The sequence below is a fragment of the Collinsella aerofaciens genome, assembly GCF_009876115.1.
GTDB classification, from domain to species: domain Bacteria; phylum Actinomycetota; class Coriobacteriia; order Coriobacteriales; family Coriobacteriaceae; genus Collinsella; species Collinsella aerofaciens_N.
Genome location: NZ_WWSY01000006.1, coordinates 34,824 through 51,822, shown reverse-complemented (window position 1 = coordinate 51,822; position 16,999 = coordinate 34,824). Strand labels below are relative to the sequence as shown.

Genomic DNA, 16,999 nt, shown 5'->3' with positions numbered 1-16,999 from the left:
GCTTGCCCCGCGCCCCTTTCTACCGGGCTGGTTTACTGGTCAGTCGGCTTTGCGACGCCGGACTCATCGGACCAGAGCTCGACGCCCTTGTTCTTGAGGTAGTTGTCGGCAAAGGCGCGGCGGCCGCCGGGCTTGGCGGTGAGGTCGCCCATCATGTTGGAGAAGCCGCCGTCGACCTTGATGGCGTCGCCGGTGGTAAAGTCTGAGCGCGTGGACGCCAGGAACATGACGGCGTTGGCGATATCGCTGACCTCGCCGATGCGACGCGTGGCGATGAGGCGGCTGCGGCTCTTCTCGACCTCGGGATCGGCGTAAAAGCTTGCCGACATGGGGGTCTTGACGAAGCAGGGCTCGACGCAGTTGGAGCGCACGCCGTAGGGACCCCACTCGGCAGCCAGCATCTTGGACATCATGTTGACGCCCGCCTTGGTGGAGCTGTACACGCCCGAGAACGTTTCGGGGGAGTGACTGGCGACGGTGGAGATGTGAACCAGGCGGCCCTGGCCGGCCTTGATCATCTCGCGACCAAAGCGCTGCGAGGTGATGAAGTAGCCGGTGAGGTTGACGTTGATGACCTCGTTCCAGTCGGAGAGCGGCAGGTCCTCCATGGCTGCGAAGCGCAGAATGCCGGCGGTGTTGACGAGAACGTCGACGCGGCCGAAGTTGGCGATGGTGGCGTCGACGGCGGCCTGAACCTCGGCCTCGTCGGTGGCGTTCATCTTGTAGCCCTCGGCGTGGATGCCAAACTCGGCAGCGAGGTCGGCGGCAGCGGCCTTGACCTTCTCCTCGTCCAGGTCGAGCAGGACGACGTTAGCGCCATTGCGGGCGAACTCGCGGCAAATCTCGACGCCCATGCCGCCGAGCGCTCCAGTCACAGCGCAGACATCGCCCTCGAGCTTAAGCCAATTGCTCATAGGAACTTCCCTTCTTGTGCCTCCCGGTGGGTCGCTCCCATTAATCGACCCACGTGGTTTTCGCTGGTTATCGTATGCTTTGCATTTGCGCAGGTGAATTGCATATTTGTTAGAAGGGCGTTAACCATAGGTTTATACTATGCATTGAGGTTTGTTCTCAATTGAGCGCGTGACCTGCGAAAACGACCCCCTGCGGTGCTGTGCGCCCGCGCGTGCGAAAACGGGAGATTGACGTGTACGATCGACGACTTGACGCTATTTCGGCCGCCGCGGAGCTGGGAAGTTTCTCGCGCGCGGCGGCAAAGCTGCGCGTGTCGACGCCGGCACTCGTCAAGCAGGTTTCGGGCTTCGAGGCCGAGTTCGGCATCACGCTGTTCGAGCGGTCGCACTCGGGCGTCAAGGTGACGCCGGCGGGCGCGCTGTTGGTGGACGACGCGCGCTCGATCATGCGCCAATCCGAGGATGCGTTGCGCCGCGCCCGGCGAGCGGCGGGCGATGGCGGTGCGGTGCGCCTGGGCGTATCGATGATGTGCCCGGGGCGCCACACGCTCGCGCTGTGGCCGCAGGTGCACGACATGGAGCCGCGCTTGCGTTTTGAGATTGTGCCGGTGGGGGACCTTTACGATGAGCGCGAGACCGTCATGCGCAGTCTGGGGCGCGAGGTGGATGTGGTGCAGTCGAGTTTTTCGACCCCGCGCTGGGGCGACGCCTGCCAAAAGCTCCGCATCGTTACCGTGCCGTTTTATATCGACGTGCCGCGCACGAGCCCGCTTGCGCGCAAGACGCGCATCACAGTTGCCGACCTGGAGGGCATGCGCCTGCGCGTGCTCCGTCACGGCAACGACGCCATGGACAGCCTGCGCATCGACCTTTTGGCCGACGGCGGCGTGGACGTGATCGACGTGGATAGCTTTGACTTTGCGCTTTTTAACGAGGCGGAGGAAAAGGGCGACGCGGTGCTCACCTGCGGAGCTTGGTCAGGCGTACACCCGGCCTTTGTAGGCGTGCCGTTCCTGTGCGGCCGCGAGGTGCCAGTCTATTTGCACTACCCGCTCGAGCCTACCCTCCAAGTCAAAAAATTCGTCAACGCCATGGCCCAACTCCTCAAGTAGCTTACACAAAACGAGGCCCTGGCCAAACGGCCAGGGCCTCACTAACTTTTATTCCGTTTTAAATGACGGGCTAATCGCGTACAGGAGGGTGCCCCGGGGACGGGCGGGGTATTTCCTCCGCGCGCAGTTTCGCAGCGCAGCGAGAATGTTTGAGCACGGAGGAAATACCCCGCCCGTCCCCGGGGCACCCTCCGTCAGTAATCGGTCCTACTCCAGCTCAAACGCTCCGGTGTAGAGCTGGTAGTAATACCCGCGCTTGGCGATCAGTTCGTCGTGGTTGCCGCGCTCGATGATGCGGCCGTGGTCCAGACAGATGATCGCGTCAGAGTTGCGCACGGTGGACAGGCGGTGTGCGATGACAAACGTCGTGCGGCCCTCCATGAGCTTGTCCATGCCCGCCTGTACGATGGCCTCGGTGCGGGTGTCGATGGAGCTCGTGGCCTCGTCCAGAATCATTGCCGGCGGATCGGCGACGGCGGCGCGTGCGATCGAAATCAGCTGGCGCTGGCCCTGCGACAGCTGGGCGCCGTTGCCGGTGAGCATCGTGTCGTAGCCGTCAGGCAGGCGGGTGATAAAGTCGTCTGCTCCGGCGAGCTTTGCCGCTGCGATGCACTCCTCGTCGGTGGCATCCAGGTTGCCGTAGCGGATGTTATCCATCACGCTGCCGGTGAACAGGTTCACGTCCTGCAGCACCACGCCCAGCGAGCGGCGCAGATCGGCCTTGCGGATCTTGTTGACGTTGATGCCGTCGTAGCGGATCTTGCCGTCGGCGATGTCATAGAAACGGTTGATGAGGTTGGTGATGGTCGTCTTACCGGCACCGGTGGCGCCGACAAACGCGACTTTCTGGCCCGGCTTGGCAAACACGGACACGCCGTGCAGTACCTCGTGGTCGGGCGTGTAGCCAAAGTCGACGTTGTCCATGACCAGGTCGCCGCGCAGCGGTACGTACTCGATCTCGCCGGTTGCGCGGTGCGGGTGTTTCCATGCCCACATGCCGGTGTGGTGGTCGGCCTCCTCGAACTCCCAAGTCTCGGGGTTCACCTGCGCGTTGACGAGCGTCACGTAGCCTTCGTCGGCCTCGGGCTTCTCGTCGATGAGCTCAAAGATGCGGTCGGCGCCGGCGAGGCCCATGACCACGGCGTTGATCTGCTGCGAGATCTGGCCGATCTGTCCGCAGAACTGCTTGGTCATGTTGAGGAACGGCACCACGACGGCGATGGACAGCGCCATGCCCGAGATGCTCAGGTTGGGCACGCCCAGCGCCAGGAAAATGCCGCCGGCAAGGGCCACCAGCACGTAGAGCAGGTTGCCCAGGTTCATAAGGATGGGCATGAGGATGTTGGCGTACATGTTGGCCTTCTGGGAGACCTCGAAGAGCTTTTCGTTGCGCTCGTCAAAATCGGCCTCGGCGGCAGACTCGTGGCAGAACGCCTTGACGACCTTCTGACCGTTCATGACTTCCTCGATATGGCCCTCGACCACGCCGAGCTCGGTCTGCTGCGCAATGAAGAAGCGCGCGGAGTTGGAGCCGAGCAGCTTGGTCATAAAGGTCATAAAGGCGACGCCGGCGATGATGACCAGGCACATCCACACGCTGTAGTACAGCATGATAAAGAACACCGTGACGATGATGATGATCGTCATGAGCAGGTTGGGCAGCGACTGGCTGATCATCTGACGCAGCGTGTCGATGTCGTTGGTGTAGTGGCTCATGATATCGCCGCGCTGGTGCGTGTCGAAGTAGCGGATCGGCAGGTCCTGCATGCGGTTGAACATCATCTCGCGCAGCTTCTCGAGCGAGCCCTGCGTGACGATAGCCATGGCGCGGTTCCAGAAGAGCGAGGACAGGACGCCGACGCCGTAGATGCAGGCGAGGGTGGTCACGAGCTGCAGAATCTTGGGCTGCGCGGCTTCCCAATCGCCCGACTGCCACGATTCGCTAATAATTTGCAGGGCGCTCTGCAGGAAGGTCGCGCCGATGGAGTTGATGATGGCGCAGAGCACCACGCCGGCGACGACAAGGGGCAAAAGCACGGGATAGAAGCCAAAGAGCGTCTTGATGAGGCGCGACATGGTGCCGCCCTTGCGGTTGAGCGCGCGCTCGGCGGTCGTTGCCTTACTCATGTGCCTCGCCTCCTTCCTGGGTCTGAGCTTGCGTTGCGGATGCCTCGGTGTCGGCCTCGACGGCCCCTTCGCCCTCGGCAGACATCTTGTTTTGCGAGGTAAAGGTCTCGCGGTAGATCTCGCTCGTCTTGAGTAGCTCGTCATGGTTGCCGATCTGCGCGATACGGCCGCCCTCCATGACGATGATGCGGTCTGCGTCCTGCACGGAGCTGATGCGCTGGGCGATGATGAGCTTGGTCGTGTTGGGCAGATAGCTTGCCAGCCCTGCGCGGATCTTGGCGTCGGTCTTGGTGTCGACGGCGCTGGTGGAGTCGTCCAGGATCAAGATCTTGGGGCGACGCAGCAGGGCGCGTGCAATGCACAGGCGCTGCTTCTGACCGCCCGAAACATTAGAGCCGCCCTGTTCGATCCAGGTGTCGTAGCCCTTGGGGAAACCGTCGACAAACTCGTCGGCGCAGGCCAGATGCGCTGCCTCGCGGACTTCCTCGTCGGTGGCGTTCGGGTCGCCCCAACGCAGGTTCTCGGCGATGGTGCCGCTAAACAGCACGTTTTTCTGCAGCACCATGGCGACCTGGTGACGCAGCGCGTCCAGGTCGTAGTCGCGCACGTCCACGCCGCCCACGCGCACAGCGCCTTCGGTGGTGTCGTACAGGCGGGCAATGAGGTTGACGAGCGTGGACTTGGCAGAACCCGTGCCGCCGATGATGCCGATGGTCTCGCCGCTCGTAATGTGCAGGTCGATATCGTCGAGCGCCTGGCGTTTCGCATGCGCGGAATACTTAAAGCTGACGTGGTCAAAGTCGATGGAACCGTCGGCAACCTCGAGCACGGGCTCGGCGGGATTGGCGATCGTGGGCTCGGCGGCCAGCACCTCGGCAATGCGGTGTGCCGATTCGTCGGCCATGGTCACCATGACAAAGATCATCGACAGCTGCATCAGGCTCATGAGAATCTGGAAACCATAGGTAAAGGTCGAGGAGAGCTGGCCCACGTCGAACAGCGTACCCTGGCTCGTGATGATGAGCTTGGAGCCCAGGTAGATGATGACGACAAACGCGCCGTTGACGCAGATGTTCATCATGGGGTTGTTAAAGGCGAGCAGCTTCTCGGCGCGGGTGAAGTCCATCTGGACGTCGCGCGCGGCGGTCGCGAACTTCTCCTTCTCAAAGTCTTCGCGTACGTAGCTCTTAACCACGCGCATGCCGGTGACGTTTTCCTCAACGGACTCGTTAAGGGCATCGTACTTGTGGAACACGCGCGAGAAGATGGGGCGCACCTTAAAGATGATAAAGAACAGCCCAAAGCCCAGCAGCGGGATGATGACCAGGTAGACCATGGCAACGCTGCCGCCCATGATAAATGCCATGGTAAAGGCGAAGATCAATACCAGCGGCGCGCGCACGGCGATACGGATGATCATCATAAAGGCCTGCTGCACGTTGTTGATGTCGGTGGTCAGGCGCGTGACGAGCGAGGAGCTCGAGAACTCATCGATGTTGGCAAAGCTGAACGTCTGGATTTTGTAGAACAGGTCGTGACGCAGGTTCTTGGCGAAGCCGCAACTCGCATGGCTGCAGGTGACGCCTGCCGCGGCGCCAAAAGCAAGCGATGTCAGCGCGATGAGCACCAAAAGGCCCGCGGTGGGAAGCATCTCGGCTACGGTGGCGCCGTCTTTGATGGCGTCGATCAGGTTGGCGGTGATAAATGGAATCAGCATCTCGCAGAGCACCTCGCCAAGCACGAGCAACGGCGTGGCAACGGTGACTTTCATATAGTCGCGGATGCTGCCCATGAGGGTTTTAATCATCCAGTTCCTCCCAGGTTACACGGATTTTCTCGAGCATTTCGGCGAGCTGCTCGCGCTCGTCGTGGGTGAGGGCACTAAAGGCTTGCTCTCTAAAGCGAATGCGGGCCGCCTGGTCGATGCGGGCGTTTTCCCGGCCGGTTTCGGTCAGGCGAATGGTGAGCTGCCGTCGATCCTTGGGGTTACGGCTGCGCTCGATGAGGCCGTTGAGCTCGAGCTTGGACAGGATCTCGGAAAGCGATCCCGGCTTGAGGTCGAAGTGCATGCCGAGCTCCTGCTGCGACATCTCGCCGCCGGGTTGCTTGGCCAGCAGGCAGATGATGGGCGCCTTGCCGGACACGCCTCCGCCATGAAAATGCATGTAATGGCCGCAAAAGCCCAGGCCGCTCAGGATGCGCTTGGCGAGTTTGTCTTCGGCGCTGACCGCTTCGGGTATGTCTACCGGTTGCGACGGGTCACCGCCGGGCTCATGCGGAAGGACGAGTGGTTCAACACACATATCTAAGCTTCGCTCCTTTCTTTAGTTAGGTAGTTGAATTGTTTTGTGCCTAACCAATTTAGGAGCACGGTAAATAAATGTCAAGGTACCAAACTTATTATGTTCGAGCGGCACTTAGGGACGTTCCTTATGTGCCGGCATTTGGGGACACTCCTTGTGTCGACTAGTCATTTAAGAACGTCCCCAACGACTAACTTTCTCCTTCCCGTAACCTTTCCGCAACAATTCGTCCTCTGCGGTGCCAGCGCCCGTTCACAACGTCCCCTGCGCTACACTTAGTCGCACTGTGGCGCTGCCGCGCCGCACCCGAAACAAGGGAGACCCTCATGAAGAATACTCAGCTGCTGCTGGTTAACGATATGTGCGGTTACGGCAAGGTCGCGCTTTCCGCCATGCTGCCGGTGCTGTCGCACATGGGCTACCGTATCCATAACCTGCCGACAGCGCTCGTTTCTGACACGCTCAACTACCCCAAGTTCTACATCCACGACACCACCGAGTACGTGCGTCAAAGCCTCGCTATCTGGGAGGAGCTCGGCTTTGAGTTCGACGCCATCTCGACCGGCTTTATCGTGACCGAGGAAGAGACGCGCATCATCTCGGACTTTTGCCACCGCCGTGCGCAAAAGGGCACCAAGGTGTTCGTCGATCCCATCATGGGTGACAACGGCAAGCTCTATGCCGGCGTGCCCGAGTCCACGATTGGCCTCATGCGGCACCTGCTGGAGTGCGCAGACTACGCGGTGCCCAACTACACCGAGGCCTGTCTGCTCGCCGATACGCCTATTGCAGAGCAGATCACGCCCGATGAGGCCCGCGCCCTTGTGGACGCCGTGCGCGAGTTGGGTGCCAAGTCGGTGGTCATTACGAGCGCCGTGGTCAATGGCACGAACGCGGTTATCGGTTACGACCATGTAGCGGGGGAGTACTTCACGATTCCCTTTGAGCTCATTCCGGTCTATTTCCCGGGCACGGGCGACACGTTCTCGGCGGTGCTCGTCGGCCGCGTTATGGCAGGTTGGAGTCTGCAGCGCGCGACGTCCGATGCCATGCGTGTGGTGGCTGAGCTTATCGAGCGCAATGCCGACCAAGAGGACAAGTCGGCCGGCCTGCCCATCGAGGCCTGCCTGGACGTGATCGACCATGAGTAACGCTGGCGAGGGCGGCGTCAAGCCTGCGGGCGAGAACAAGCCGCTCGGCGCGCCGCGTGGCAAGCGTCCGCGTATCCGCGTGAGCTGCGTGGACCAGCTGGGTGCGTGCCGCTGCCACCATGGTCACAAGCCAGGCGACGTCTTTGACTTCGACCGAGACCGCGGCAAGATGTGCGCCATGGCCTGCCATGTGGGCTTTCCCTATATCGATATCCTGCGCTATGGCGGAACCGTGCCCGGCAACGAGCCTGGTACGGCAAAGTTCTGCTGTCCCGAGGTCGATACGTTGAACGTCTGGCTCGCCGAGATCGTCGACGAGTAACCGAGCGAGGATTTTCTCCCGTCGAAATATCGAGCGTGGATTATCTCCCGTTTTGGGCGCAATTTCGCACTCAAAGTGGGAGATAGTCCTCGCTCGATTTGTATGCGAGAATCCCGACCTCACTTATGCCCATGCTTAGGCGCACGCGTCGTTGTTCTGTGCGCGAGTAAGCTCAAATTTCTGCATTTCATCCGATTTCGATACTAAAAATCTCTGCATTTCATCGATAATAGTCGATATAAATATCTGCATTTCATTTATCGAGGCGATGGGAGAGCTTATGTTGCGCAGGAAAATCGCTGATGAGCTTGATTGTTGGCAGAGATCCATTGAACGAAAGGCGTTGTTCGTCACGGGTTCTCGCCAAATCGGTAAGAGCTACTCGATTCGCGAGTTCGGTAAGTCAAACTACGCAACCTATATCGAGCTCAATCTCGCGGAAAACCGCCAGGCAAAAGACGCCCTTCTCGGGGCGAGGGATGCTGATGACTTCATCAGCAGGGTGACGCTTCTCACGGGCAAGTCGATAGCGCCGGGCAAAACTCTTGTATTTATCGATGAGGTGCAGGAGGCGCCGGACATCATGACGATGGCCAAGTTCCTTGTCGAGGACGGCCGTTGTCGCTGGGCATTCTCGGGGTCCATGCTTGGGACCCAATTCAAGGGCGTCAGGTCTTATCCCGTGGGGTACGTCCATGAGCTCAGGATGTTCCCGCTGGATTTTGAGGAGTTCAGCTGGGCGATTGGGGTGAGCGAAGAGGCGCGAAGCTCGATTCGCAATGCGTGCCGCAACGAGACGCCGGTTCCTGGTTATATTCACGAAGCGATGATGGCGAACTTCAGGACCTATATCGTTGTCGGCGGTATGCCGGAAGTCGTGCAGCGATTCCTCGACACGCAGGGTGATTTGGCGTCCGTCCGCCAGCTCCAGTCTGAGTTGAACGGGCAATACCGTCGGGATATCTCAAAATACGCGAACGGACGCGCGCTCCAGGTGCAGAGCATTTTCGACCAACTGCCCGTCATGCTGGAGGGCGAGAACAAGCGTTTCGTGCTCAACTCCATAGATCCCAAGGCTCATTACGAGAAATACCAGCGAGATTTTGTCTGGCTTGTCGATGCCGGCGTCGCTCTCAAGACCGACATCGTGACCGAGCCCAAGTCCCCGCTGCTTAAGACGGCGCGGCCGTCGCAGTTCAAGCTGTATCAGTCCGATACCGGGATGCTGATGGCCCGTTATCCCATCGGGGTCGCCCAGGCGGCGTACCTCGACAGCAAGGAGCCCAACCTCGGCGGCGTGTACGAAAACGTGGTGGCTCAGCAGCTGGCTGCCCAAAATCGCCAGCTTTACTACTATCAGACAAAAAAGCGCGGTGAAGTGGACTTTGTGGTTGACGGACCGGATGGAACAGCTGTTCCGATCGAGGTTAAATCGGGCTCCTATTACCATGCGCACGCCGCACTCGGCCATGTGCTTGATACGGCCGAATATGGTGTAAGGCTCGGGATTGTTTTCTCGAGAGGCAACGTTGAACGCAGCGGAGCTGTTCTTTATTTGCCGCTATATGCGACCTGGGCCCTTTCGGATGTTTTGGGTGACTCCTGTGCCGAGGGGATAAAGCTGGAGGTCAAGCCGGTCTAGGGACAGTCCCCGACGCGACAAAGGGATAGTGCCTTTGTCGCATCCGCTATCCGAGATAATGAGCGTGGATTTTCTCCCGTCTAGAGCGCACTTGAATGCTCAAAGTGGGAGAAAATCCACGCTCGATCTGTATGCCGATGACGCGGCTCGCGAGGTTCGTGCCTCCGCGAACCTACAGCTGCTCGAGCATAGCGGCGCAACCGGCGAGCACGTCGCGGTAGGTGGCATCGAAATTGCCGGTATACCAGGGATCGGCCACGTCGCCGGGGCGATCGGTCCAGTCGAGCAAGCGCGTAATCCTGCCGTCGGGGTCGTCGCCAAAGATGCGACGCAGGCCGCGCGCGTTCTCAGCATCCATATAGACAATGCGATCCCAGTCGCCATACTCCGCGCGACGCACCTGGCGCGCGCGGTGGGCGACGACGGGGATTCCGACCTCGCGTAGCTTGGCAACGGTACCGTGGTGCGGCGGGTTGCCGATCTCCTCGGTCGAGGTCGCTGCAGAATCGATGACAAACTCGCCCGCGCGCCCAGCGCGGCGCACCAGCTCGGTAAACACGGACTCAGCCATCGTCGAGCGGCAGATGTTCCCATGACAGATAAACAGTACGCGTTGCATAGGACGATACCTTTCATATAGAAGGCTGCTAAAGGGTCGAAGCCGGACGCATGCCAAGTTTTATTTCTTGGCCAGTTTGAAGTAACGCTCAAATATCAATTCGAAAACGTAATAGAACATCAATCGACTGTCGAGGTCCATGCTGCCCAAGCGGATTTCTTTTTGCACGGTGTAGATGGGGTAGTCGGCTAGTTTCGAGAGAGAATTTCGAGAAAAGCCGGTGAGCGTGACGACCTTGCATCCGCGCGTTTTGGCTATCGATGTGGCGTCAATAGACACCTGCGTCTCACCGCTGACTGAAACGCTGAAGACCAGGTCGTTTTTGCCAAGCAGTTCTGCGTAATGCCTCATGACGTGGCGTTCACTGAGCGTGTCGGTATTCTTGCCCATTATTTTGAGCTTTTCAGCCATTTCGAGGCACGGGTACTTCGAAAAACCCGAGCAGAAGAACACGATATGCGAGGCGTCCTGGATAAGACTCACAACCGAATCGATGACCCGGTCGTTAAGCAGATCTTTGGTCTGTACGAGCTGGGTATCAAGAGGAAGTGCCTCGATAGTGAATCGATTGCGGTCGAGCGAGGCGGAATACGATTGTTTGAGCTCCGTAAACCCCGAGAAGTCAAGCTTATGGGCAAGCCTGACGATTGTATTGGGAGCGACGAAGAACCGTTCAGCAACGCTCTTAAGCGTGACATCGTCAATATCATCACGCAGCTCGATGATGTAGCGCATGATCTCGCTTTCGAGATCGTTGAGCTTGCTCTCGCCAGCTCGCACATGATCATAAAAAGATTCTTGATCTTTCATAAGATGTTTCAGCCCCTCGCACCTCGCCGTATATATGGTACCGCTTTGTGTAGCCAGGTGAGAAATCGGTAATCGGTCAAGATTGCCTATTGCCCATGAACTGGGCAAACGCGCGTGTTTGCCTACACATATCTGTGTCGTGAGCGAAATCATGTGTCCCCGTTTCGCATTGGCCCACACGGGGACTCGCAAATGACCTTATGTCGCAAAATATCAATCGAAACGAAGCAAGCCGAGGACAACCGCGGAGCCCAAGGTCTTCGAGAACACCGATCAGCCAACCCTGGAGGGACGGAACATGAAGGATAAGCTCAATATTGTGATCGTTGGCGGCGGCTCCACGTGGTGCCCTGGCATTCTTAAAGCCCTGACCAAGCACATGGACATTCTGCCGCTGAACCGCGTGATGCTCTATGACATCGATGCCGAGCGTCAGCGTCCGATCGGCGAGTTTGGCAAGATCCTCTTTGCCGAGGAGGAGCCCGGTGTGGAGTTTGGTTACACCACCGATAAGGACGAGGCATACACCGACGTTGACTTTGTGCTCTGCCAGATTCGTACCGGCGGCTACGAGATGCGCAGCAAGGACGAGAAGATTCCGCTGCATATGGGAATCATCGGCCAGGAAACGGTGGGCCCTGGCGGCATGGCTTACGGTATGCGCTCCATGCATGACATGGTTGAGATCGTCAACGACGTTCGCGCTCATAGCCCGGAGGCGTGGATTATCAACTACACCAACCCGGCTGCTATTGTGGCATATGGTCTCGAGCGCGTCCTGCCCGATGAGCATCGCGTCCTCAACATCTGCGACCAGCCTGTCAACCTCATGCGCTCTTACGGTCGCCTGCTCGGTCGCGATATGAGCAAGACGGAGCCCGTGTACTTCGGCCTCAATCACTTCGGTTGGTTCAAGCACATCTACGATGAAGAGGGCCATGACCTCGTCCCGCAGATTAAGGAGTACACGGAGAAGAACGGCTTCCTTCCTGCCGATGCCGAGCAGCGTGACCAGTCCTGGCTTGATACCTACGCCATGGTCAAGGACATGCTCGAGGACTTCCCCGACTATCTGCCCAACACTTATCTGCAGTACTATCTGTATCCCGAGTACAAGGTCGCTCACCTCGACCCCGACTACACTCGCTCCGACGAGGTTATCAACGGTCGTGAAAAGCGCGTGTTCGCCGAGTGCGAGCGTGTTGCCAAAGTCGGCACCGCAAAGAACTCCTCGGTTGTGCAAAACGACGCTCATGGCGATATGATCGTGGAAATCACCTCGGCCATTTATCGCAACACCAACAAGACCTTCATTGTCATCGTGCCCAACAACGGCATTATCGAGGGCATGCCCGATGACGCCATGGTCGAGGTCGCGGCAAGCGTGGGCGCCAATGGCCCGCAGCCCTATGCTGTTGGCAAGATCGGTACCTTCTATCGCGGCCTTATGGAGAACCAGTACGCCTATGAGCGCCTGACTGTTGAGGCTTGGATGGAGGGTTCCTACGAGAAGGCTCTGCAGGCACTCACGCTTAATCGTCTGGTCGGTGACGCAAAGAAGGCTCGCAAAGTGCTCGACAAGCTCATCGAGGCCAATAAGGATTACTGGCCGGAGCTTAAGTAGCTAGTTCCATAGCGCTTGATAACTGTTATGGGGCGTGTGGGTTGTAGAACTGCACGCCCCGTTTCTTTAAGAGGGGTATCCCATGAACAAAGATGAGCTGCTGGCAAAGTTCCAGCGTCTGGGCAAAGTCCTCATGACGCCTGTCCTGATCCTGCCAATCGCCGGCATCCTTCAGGGCTTTGGCAATGCCTTTACCAGCCCCACCCTTACGGCAGCTGTTCCCTGGCTTGCTGCTCCGGGCTTTGCGATCTTCTTTTCGATTCTCAAGGCCGCTGCCAGCATCGTTATGAACAACATCCCGGTTATCTTCTCGATTTGTCTCGCCTATGGCTTCGCCAAGTCCGAGAAGGCTACCGCGGCGCTTTGTGGCTTTTTGGGCTACATGTGCATGAACTCCGTGATGGGCACGTTCCTTACGGCGACTGGTGTCATCGATCCCGCGAATCTTACGACGGGCCAGAGCACGATCCTCGGCATCACCACGCTCGACACCGGCGTTATCGGCGGTCTTCTGGTAGGCGCAATCGTCGCATGGTTGCATAACCGTTACTACAAGATTGAGCTGCCTGCCGTGTTCTCCATCTTCAACGGCACGCGCTTTATCCCGGCGGTGACGCTGCTCTCATGCAGCATCCTCGCATTGGTCATGTCCTTTGTTTTCCCGTTTATTCAGAACGCTCTCGGTGCGCTGTCCGAGTTCATCAAGACTACGGGTGCCTTTGGTGCATTTGTCTACGGCGCCGGCGAGCGCATGCTCCTGCCTTTTGGTCTGCACCACTTTGTCTATTTGCCGTTCTTCTTCACGTCGCTCGGTGGCGTCGAGACCATCGACGGCCAGACTGTTCAGGGCGCTATCAATATCTACAATGCGATCCTGGGCTCTCCCAGCACGCCGTTTAACATCGAGGTCAGCCGTTTTGTCATGAACGGCAAGGTTATCTTCGCCATGTTCGGCCTGCCCGGCGCTGCACTCGCCTTCTACAAGACGGCGCTTCCCAAGAACAAGAAGAAGACCGCAGCACTCATGATCGCCATCGTGGTGCCTTGCATCCTCTCCGGCATTACCGAGCCGCTCGAGTACTCCTTCCTGTTTATCGCGCCCATCCTCTACGTGTTCCACGCTCTTATGGCTGGTCTTGCTTATGCGCTGACCTATATCCTGCAGTTCAACGTGGCTGGCTCCGCGTCCTTCGGCGGCCCGCTCTTGTCGTTGATCTTTAACGGCATTATGGGTGCAGCCAAGGGCTCCAACTGGCAGGTTATCCTGTTCCTCGGCCCCATCTACTTCGTGGTGTACTACTTCGTCTTCAAGTTCATCATTCTTAAGAAGGACCTTAAGACCCCCGGCCGCGAGGAAGAGTCCGACGATGAGGCCGCAAAGGCTCCCAAGACTGTGATCAGCGACCTCATTCCCGCCATCGTTGAGGCAGTGGGCGGCGACAACAATATTAAGTCTGTCGAGGCCTGCTTCACCCGTCTGCGCATCCAGCTCAATGACTGTGACAAGGTGGTTGATGACGCCGAGTTTACCGAAAAGCTCGAAGCGCGTGGCATCGTGCATGTCAACGGCGGCGTGCAGATTGTCTACGGCAACATGGCATCTAACTACGCAACTCAGATGCGCGAGCTGCTGGGCATGGAGTAAACGACTCGCATATCTATAAAATCCAGTATAAAAGGCGGCGGCAGACAATGCGTCTGCCGCCGCCTTTGAGGTGCCCCGCGCACATTTCGTGTACTTCGGATACACGAAAACTGGAAAATCGTGCATTCGAAGTACATGCGATCGAACCACAGCTAAAGGAGCTGGCTTAGTCTGTCGTCAGGTAAGCGTCGCGACTGGAACGATAGACGTTTTAGAGGGAACCTCGCTCTACGTCCTTGCCCGCCTGCGCTCCCAGCGAGCCAACTTAATCGTCACCAGCGTAAGCGCCCAGGCCACAAGCGAGAACGCGGCGCCCACTGCGCCTACGTATGCAATGCCAACGCTGCTTACCACGGCGCCGCCCACTGCAGTGCCAAACGAGATACCGACGTTAAACGCCATGGGCTCAACCGAACTTGCGAGTACCATCGACTTGGGATGGCGGCTGCGAGCCACGTCCATAAAGTGCGTGATGCACGAGACCGAGAACAGGTACATGAGCATTGCCAGACTAAAGACAAAGACAAGTGCGAGCGGCATGGCAGCGCCCACGGCAAACAGCCCAAACAATGCCGCCGCCTGCAGCGCGAACGTAACCAGCAGTGCCTTCATGCCAAAACGCGCGTCGATCCATCCGCCCAAGATGTTCGAGATTAGGCAGAACACGCCGTAGGCCATAAGCGTGGTGCTCGCCTGAACAGTGCCCATGCCCAGCACCTGCTCAAGATAAGGCGTCACGTAGCCGTAGAACACATAGACCGATCCCACGCCAAACAAAAAGATGAGCATGCCGGTGATGATGCTCGGTTCGCGTAGAAGCCCCGCCTGCTCGCGAAAGGTGGCAGGCTCGTCGGTTTGCCCAGCGCGCGGCATAAACGCCACGAGCGCTCCGCAGATCAAAACGGCAAAGGTCAGCGTGCCGTACATGGCCACGTGCCAATCGAGCGTGTCGGCCACGAACTTGCCGATCGAAGTGACAAAGACCATTGCCACGGAAAACGCACCATATACCACCGAGATGGCAAGCGAAGTTTGCTGCGGGGACAGCAGCTCGGGGATGTACGTCACGCCCACGGCGAGCAGTGCGCCCGAGACGGATCCCAGGACAATGCGCGAGATAAACAGTACCTGGAAGTTGGGCGCCAACGCCATGACCAGATTGCCGAGCACAAAGATAATGCTGTAGCACACGAGCAGCTGGTAACGACGGAAGCGCCCCGTGCTGAGCGCAAGCACCGGCGTCGCGATGGCGTAGACCAGTGCAAAAACGCTGATGAGCTGGCCCGCAGTGGCAAGCGAGATGCCGAGTTCCGTCGCCAAGTCACTTTCGATGCCGATGACCACGAACTCGGAGCAGCCGAGCGAGAATCCCAACAGCACGAGCAGCGCCAGGCAGAGCCTGGTGCGCGCGGGGGAGAGCGCGGCGGCGGTTGATTTACTTTTAGACGTGGTTGCGGCGGTCAAGGTTGTCACTCCAATGTCGCATGAATAAGCGGGATTCAATCCCTGCAACTCTAACAGAATGTGTCAGGTGCCTGCCTCCTTTGTCGCAGGCTGCGCTTGCCTGTATAGTCGCAATACAGGCGAAGATGGTCTCAGGTACATTGCGGGCGACAGGAGATCCCATGGGTATGCACACGACAAAGGTTGCAGTGGGCGAGGGCAAGTTTGTGCTCGAGGCCCAGTTGACGGTGACGCCGCGAGGCATGGCGGTGTACGCCTGCTCGCCTGAGTTCGCGCACCTGGGCGCCACGGCGCAGGCCATTCCGCGCCTCGAGCCCGGCCGTACGGCGACGGTGAGCATCCTGGCCGTTCCGTGTCATCGAGACGAGATCCCGGCGCACGATATCGCGGCGGCGCTGGCCACGCGCTTTGGCGTGCCGGTAGTCGTAAGCACGGGTTTTCATGTGGAGAACGCGACCGCGGACGACTTGCGGCGCATGCTCGATACCACCAAGGAACTCATTGCCGCGCTCGAGGAGGCCGCAGCCCGCATTCTGCGCGCCGGCTGGGATGAGGGCGGCGCAGGCGCCGAGGTCGTGGCGGTCGATGCCGCGACCGGCGAGGCGCTCGGCCCCGTCGATCGCATCGAGGCCCATACCGGCGAGGGCATTCTGCATCAGGCATTTCTGACGCTTCTGGTCGAGGGCCAGGGCGAAGACGCGCGCCTGCTGCTCTGTCGCCGCAGTCCGCTCAAACGACTGTGGGGCGGGGTGCTGGCCGATAGCTGTGCCGGCCATCCGCTCCCCGGGGAAGACGTCGCGGCCGCCACGGCACGTCGCATCAACGAAGAGCTTGGCATCACGCGCGAGCCCGATCAGCTCAAGCACCTCGGACACGTGGTGTACCGCGAGGACCACGGCGACGGCCGCTGCGAGTGCGAATGGTGCGAGGTGTTCGTAGCCCATGTTGAGCCGGGCGAGCTGCATATCAACCAAGAGGAGATCTCGGAAGTGCGCCGCGTGGCGCCCTCCGAGCTCAAAGGCTATCTGCAGGGTCACCCCGAGCAGCTGGCCCCCTGGCTCCGCGAGGCCCTCAGCGACCCATCCATCCGTACGGCTCTCGCTATGTGAAACAAAAGACAGTCCCTTTGGCACATCCAAACCGTCACAACATTCGATGAAAATCTCGAAAACGAGGAAAAGCGTCGAATGTTGTGACGGTTTTTGTCTAGGGGATCGCTTCTCATCCAAAAATCCCGCTTGACTGTATTGCCGCAACACAGCGCAA

General features: G+C 59.0%; 14 protein-coding genes. 7 read left to right on the top strand and 7 right to left on the bottom strand.

The window, feature by feature from the left end; translation table 11 throughout:
* Nucleotides 1-32: 32 nt before the first annotated feature.
* Nucleotides 33-914 (bottom strand): SDR family NAD(P)-dependent oxidoreductase, encoded by an 882-nt coding sequence (locus tag GT571_RS04780; protein ID WP_117564356.1) that lies wholly within the window; start codon nt 912-914, stop codon nt 33-35.
* 233 nt (nt 915-1,147) lie between these two features.
* Between GT571_RS04780 and GT571_RS04775 the strand changes: the two genes are divergently transcribed.
* Nucleotides 1,148-2,026 (top strand): LysR family transcriptional regulator, encoded by an 879-nt coding sequence (locus tag GT571_RS04775; RefSeq protein ID WP_338400648.1) that lies wholly within the window; start codon nt 1,148-1,150, stop codon nt 2,024-2,026.
* A gap of 207 nt (nt 2,027-2,233) precedes the next feature.
* Here GT571_RS04775 and GT571_RS04770 read toward each other — a convergent pair whose 3' ends face one another.
* Genes GT571_RS04770 through GT571_RS04760 form a run of 3 tightly spaced genes read right to left on the bottom strand, consistent with a single transcriptional unit; the run spans nt 2,234 to nt 6,456 of the window.
* Entirely contained in the window at nt 2,234-4,153 is a 1,920-nt protein-coding gene (locus tag GT571_RS04770; RefSeq protein ID WP_161155842.1) for an ABC transporter ATP-binding protein, read from the bottom strand.
* The gene (locus GT571_RS04765; protein ID WP_161155840.1) at nt 4,146-5,960 is read right to left on the bottom strand and encodes an ABC transporter ATP-binding protein; all 1,815 of its coding nucleotides are present in this window, start codon (nt 5,958-5,960) and stop codon (nt 4,146-4,148) included. Before GT571_RS04765 ends, GT571_RS04770 begins: the two co-directional genes overlap by 8 nt.
* Complete coding sequence (locus GT571_RS04760) at nt 5,953-6,456, bottom strand: MarR family winged helix-turn-helix transcriptional regulator (RefSeq protein WP_117800283.1); 504 nt, start codon at nt 6,454-6,456, stop codon at nt 5,953-5,955. The genes GT571_RS04765 and GT571_RS04760 overlap by 8 nt, the downstream gene beginning before the upstream one ends.
* Nucleotides 6,457-6,782: 326 nt before the next feature.
* On the opposite strand from GT571_RS04760, the gene GT571_RS04755 reads away from it, so the two are divergent.
* From GT571_RS04755 to GT571_RS04745, 3 genes are all read left to right on the top strand, one after another.
* Nucleotides 6,783-7,607 carry a PfkB family carbohydrate kinase gene (locus GT571_RS04755; protein ID WP_161155838.1) on the top strand — a complete coding sequence of 275 codons (825 nt, stop codon included), beginning with the start codon at nt 6,783-6,785 and terminating at the stop codon, nt 7,605-7,607.
* Nucleotides 7,600-7,929, top strand: a complete 330-nt coding sequence (locus tag GT571_RS04750; RefSeq protein WP_192934641.1) for a TIGR04076 family protein — start codon at nt 7,600-7,602, stop codon at nt 7,927-7,929. Before GT571_RS04755 ends, GT571_RS04750 begins: the two co-directional genes overlap by 8 nt.
* A gap of 280 nt (nt 7,930-8,209) precedes the next feature.
* Nucleotides 8,210-9,571, top strand: a complete 1,362-nt coding sequence (locus GT571_RS04745) for an ATP-binding protein (RefSeq protein WP_161155836.1) — start codon at nt 8,210-8,212, stop codon at nt 9,569-9,571.
* A gap of 172 nt (nt 9,572-9,743) precedes the next feature.
* Here GT571_RS04745 and GT571_RS04740 read toward each other — a convergent pair whose 3' ends face one another.
* The gene (locus GT571_RS04740) at nt 9,744-10,190 is read right to left on the bottom strand and encodes a low molecular weight protein-tyrosine-phosphatase (RefSeq protein WP_161155834.1); all 447 of its coding nucleotides are present in this window, start codon (nt 10,188-10,190) and stop codon (nt 9,744-9,746) included.
* A gap of 60 nt (nt 10,191-10,250) precedes the next feature.
* The gene (locus GT571_RS04735; RefSeq protein ID WP_161155832.1) at nt 10,251-11,000 is read right to left on the bottom strand and encodes a MurR/RpiR family transcriptional regulator; all 750 of its coding nucleotides are present in this window, start codon (nt 10,998-11,000) and stop codon (nt 10,251-10,253) included.
* A 298-nt stretch (nt 11,001-11,298) separates the two neighbouring features.
* Between GT571_RS04735 and GT571_RS04730 the strand changes: the two genes are divergently transcribed.
* Together GT571_RS04730 and GT571_RS04725 are read left to right on the top strand one after the other, a co-directional pair.
* Nucleotides 11,299-12,624, top strand: a complete 1,326-nt coding sequence (locus tag GT571_RS04730; protein ID WP_089573127.1) for a 6-phospho-alpha-glucosidase — start codon at nt 11,299-11,301, stop codon at nt 12,622-12,624.
* An 82-nt stretch (nt 12,625-12,706) separates the two neighbouring features.
* Nucleotides 12,707-14,269, top strand: coding sequence for a PTS transporter subunit EIIC (locus GT571_RS04725; RefSeq protein ID WP_161155830.1), 1,563 nt, complete (start codon nt 12,707-12,709; stop codon nt 14,267-14,269).
* 228 nt (nt 14,270-14,497) lie between these two features.
* Here the strand turns inward: GT571_RS04725 and GT571_RS04720 are convergent, their stop codons facing one another.
* On the bottom strand, nt 14,498-15,733 hold the full coding sequence (locus GT571_RS04720; RefSeq protein WP_240136154.1) for an MFS transporter: 1,236 nt from the start codon (nt 15,731-15,733) through the stop codon (nt 14,498-14,500).
* 161 nt (nt 15,734-15,894) lie between these two features.
* Between GT571_RS04720 and idi the strand changes: the two genes are divergently transcribed.
* The gene (gene idi / locus GT571_RS04715; RefSeq protein WP_161155828.1) at nt 15,895-16,842 is read left to right on the top strand and encodes an isopentenyl-diphosphate Delta-isomerase; all 948 of its coding nucleotides are present in this window, start codon (nt 15,895-15,897) and stop codon (nt 16,840-16,842) included.
* Nucleotides 16,843-16,999: the final 157 nt, after the last annotated feature.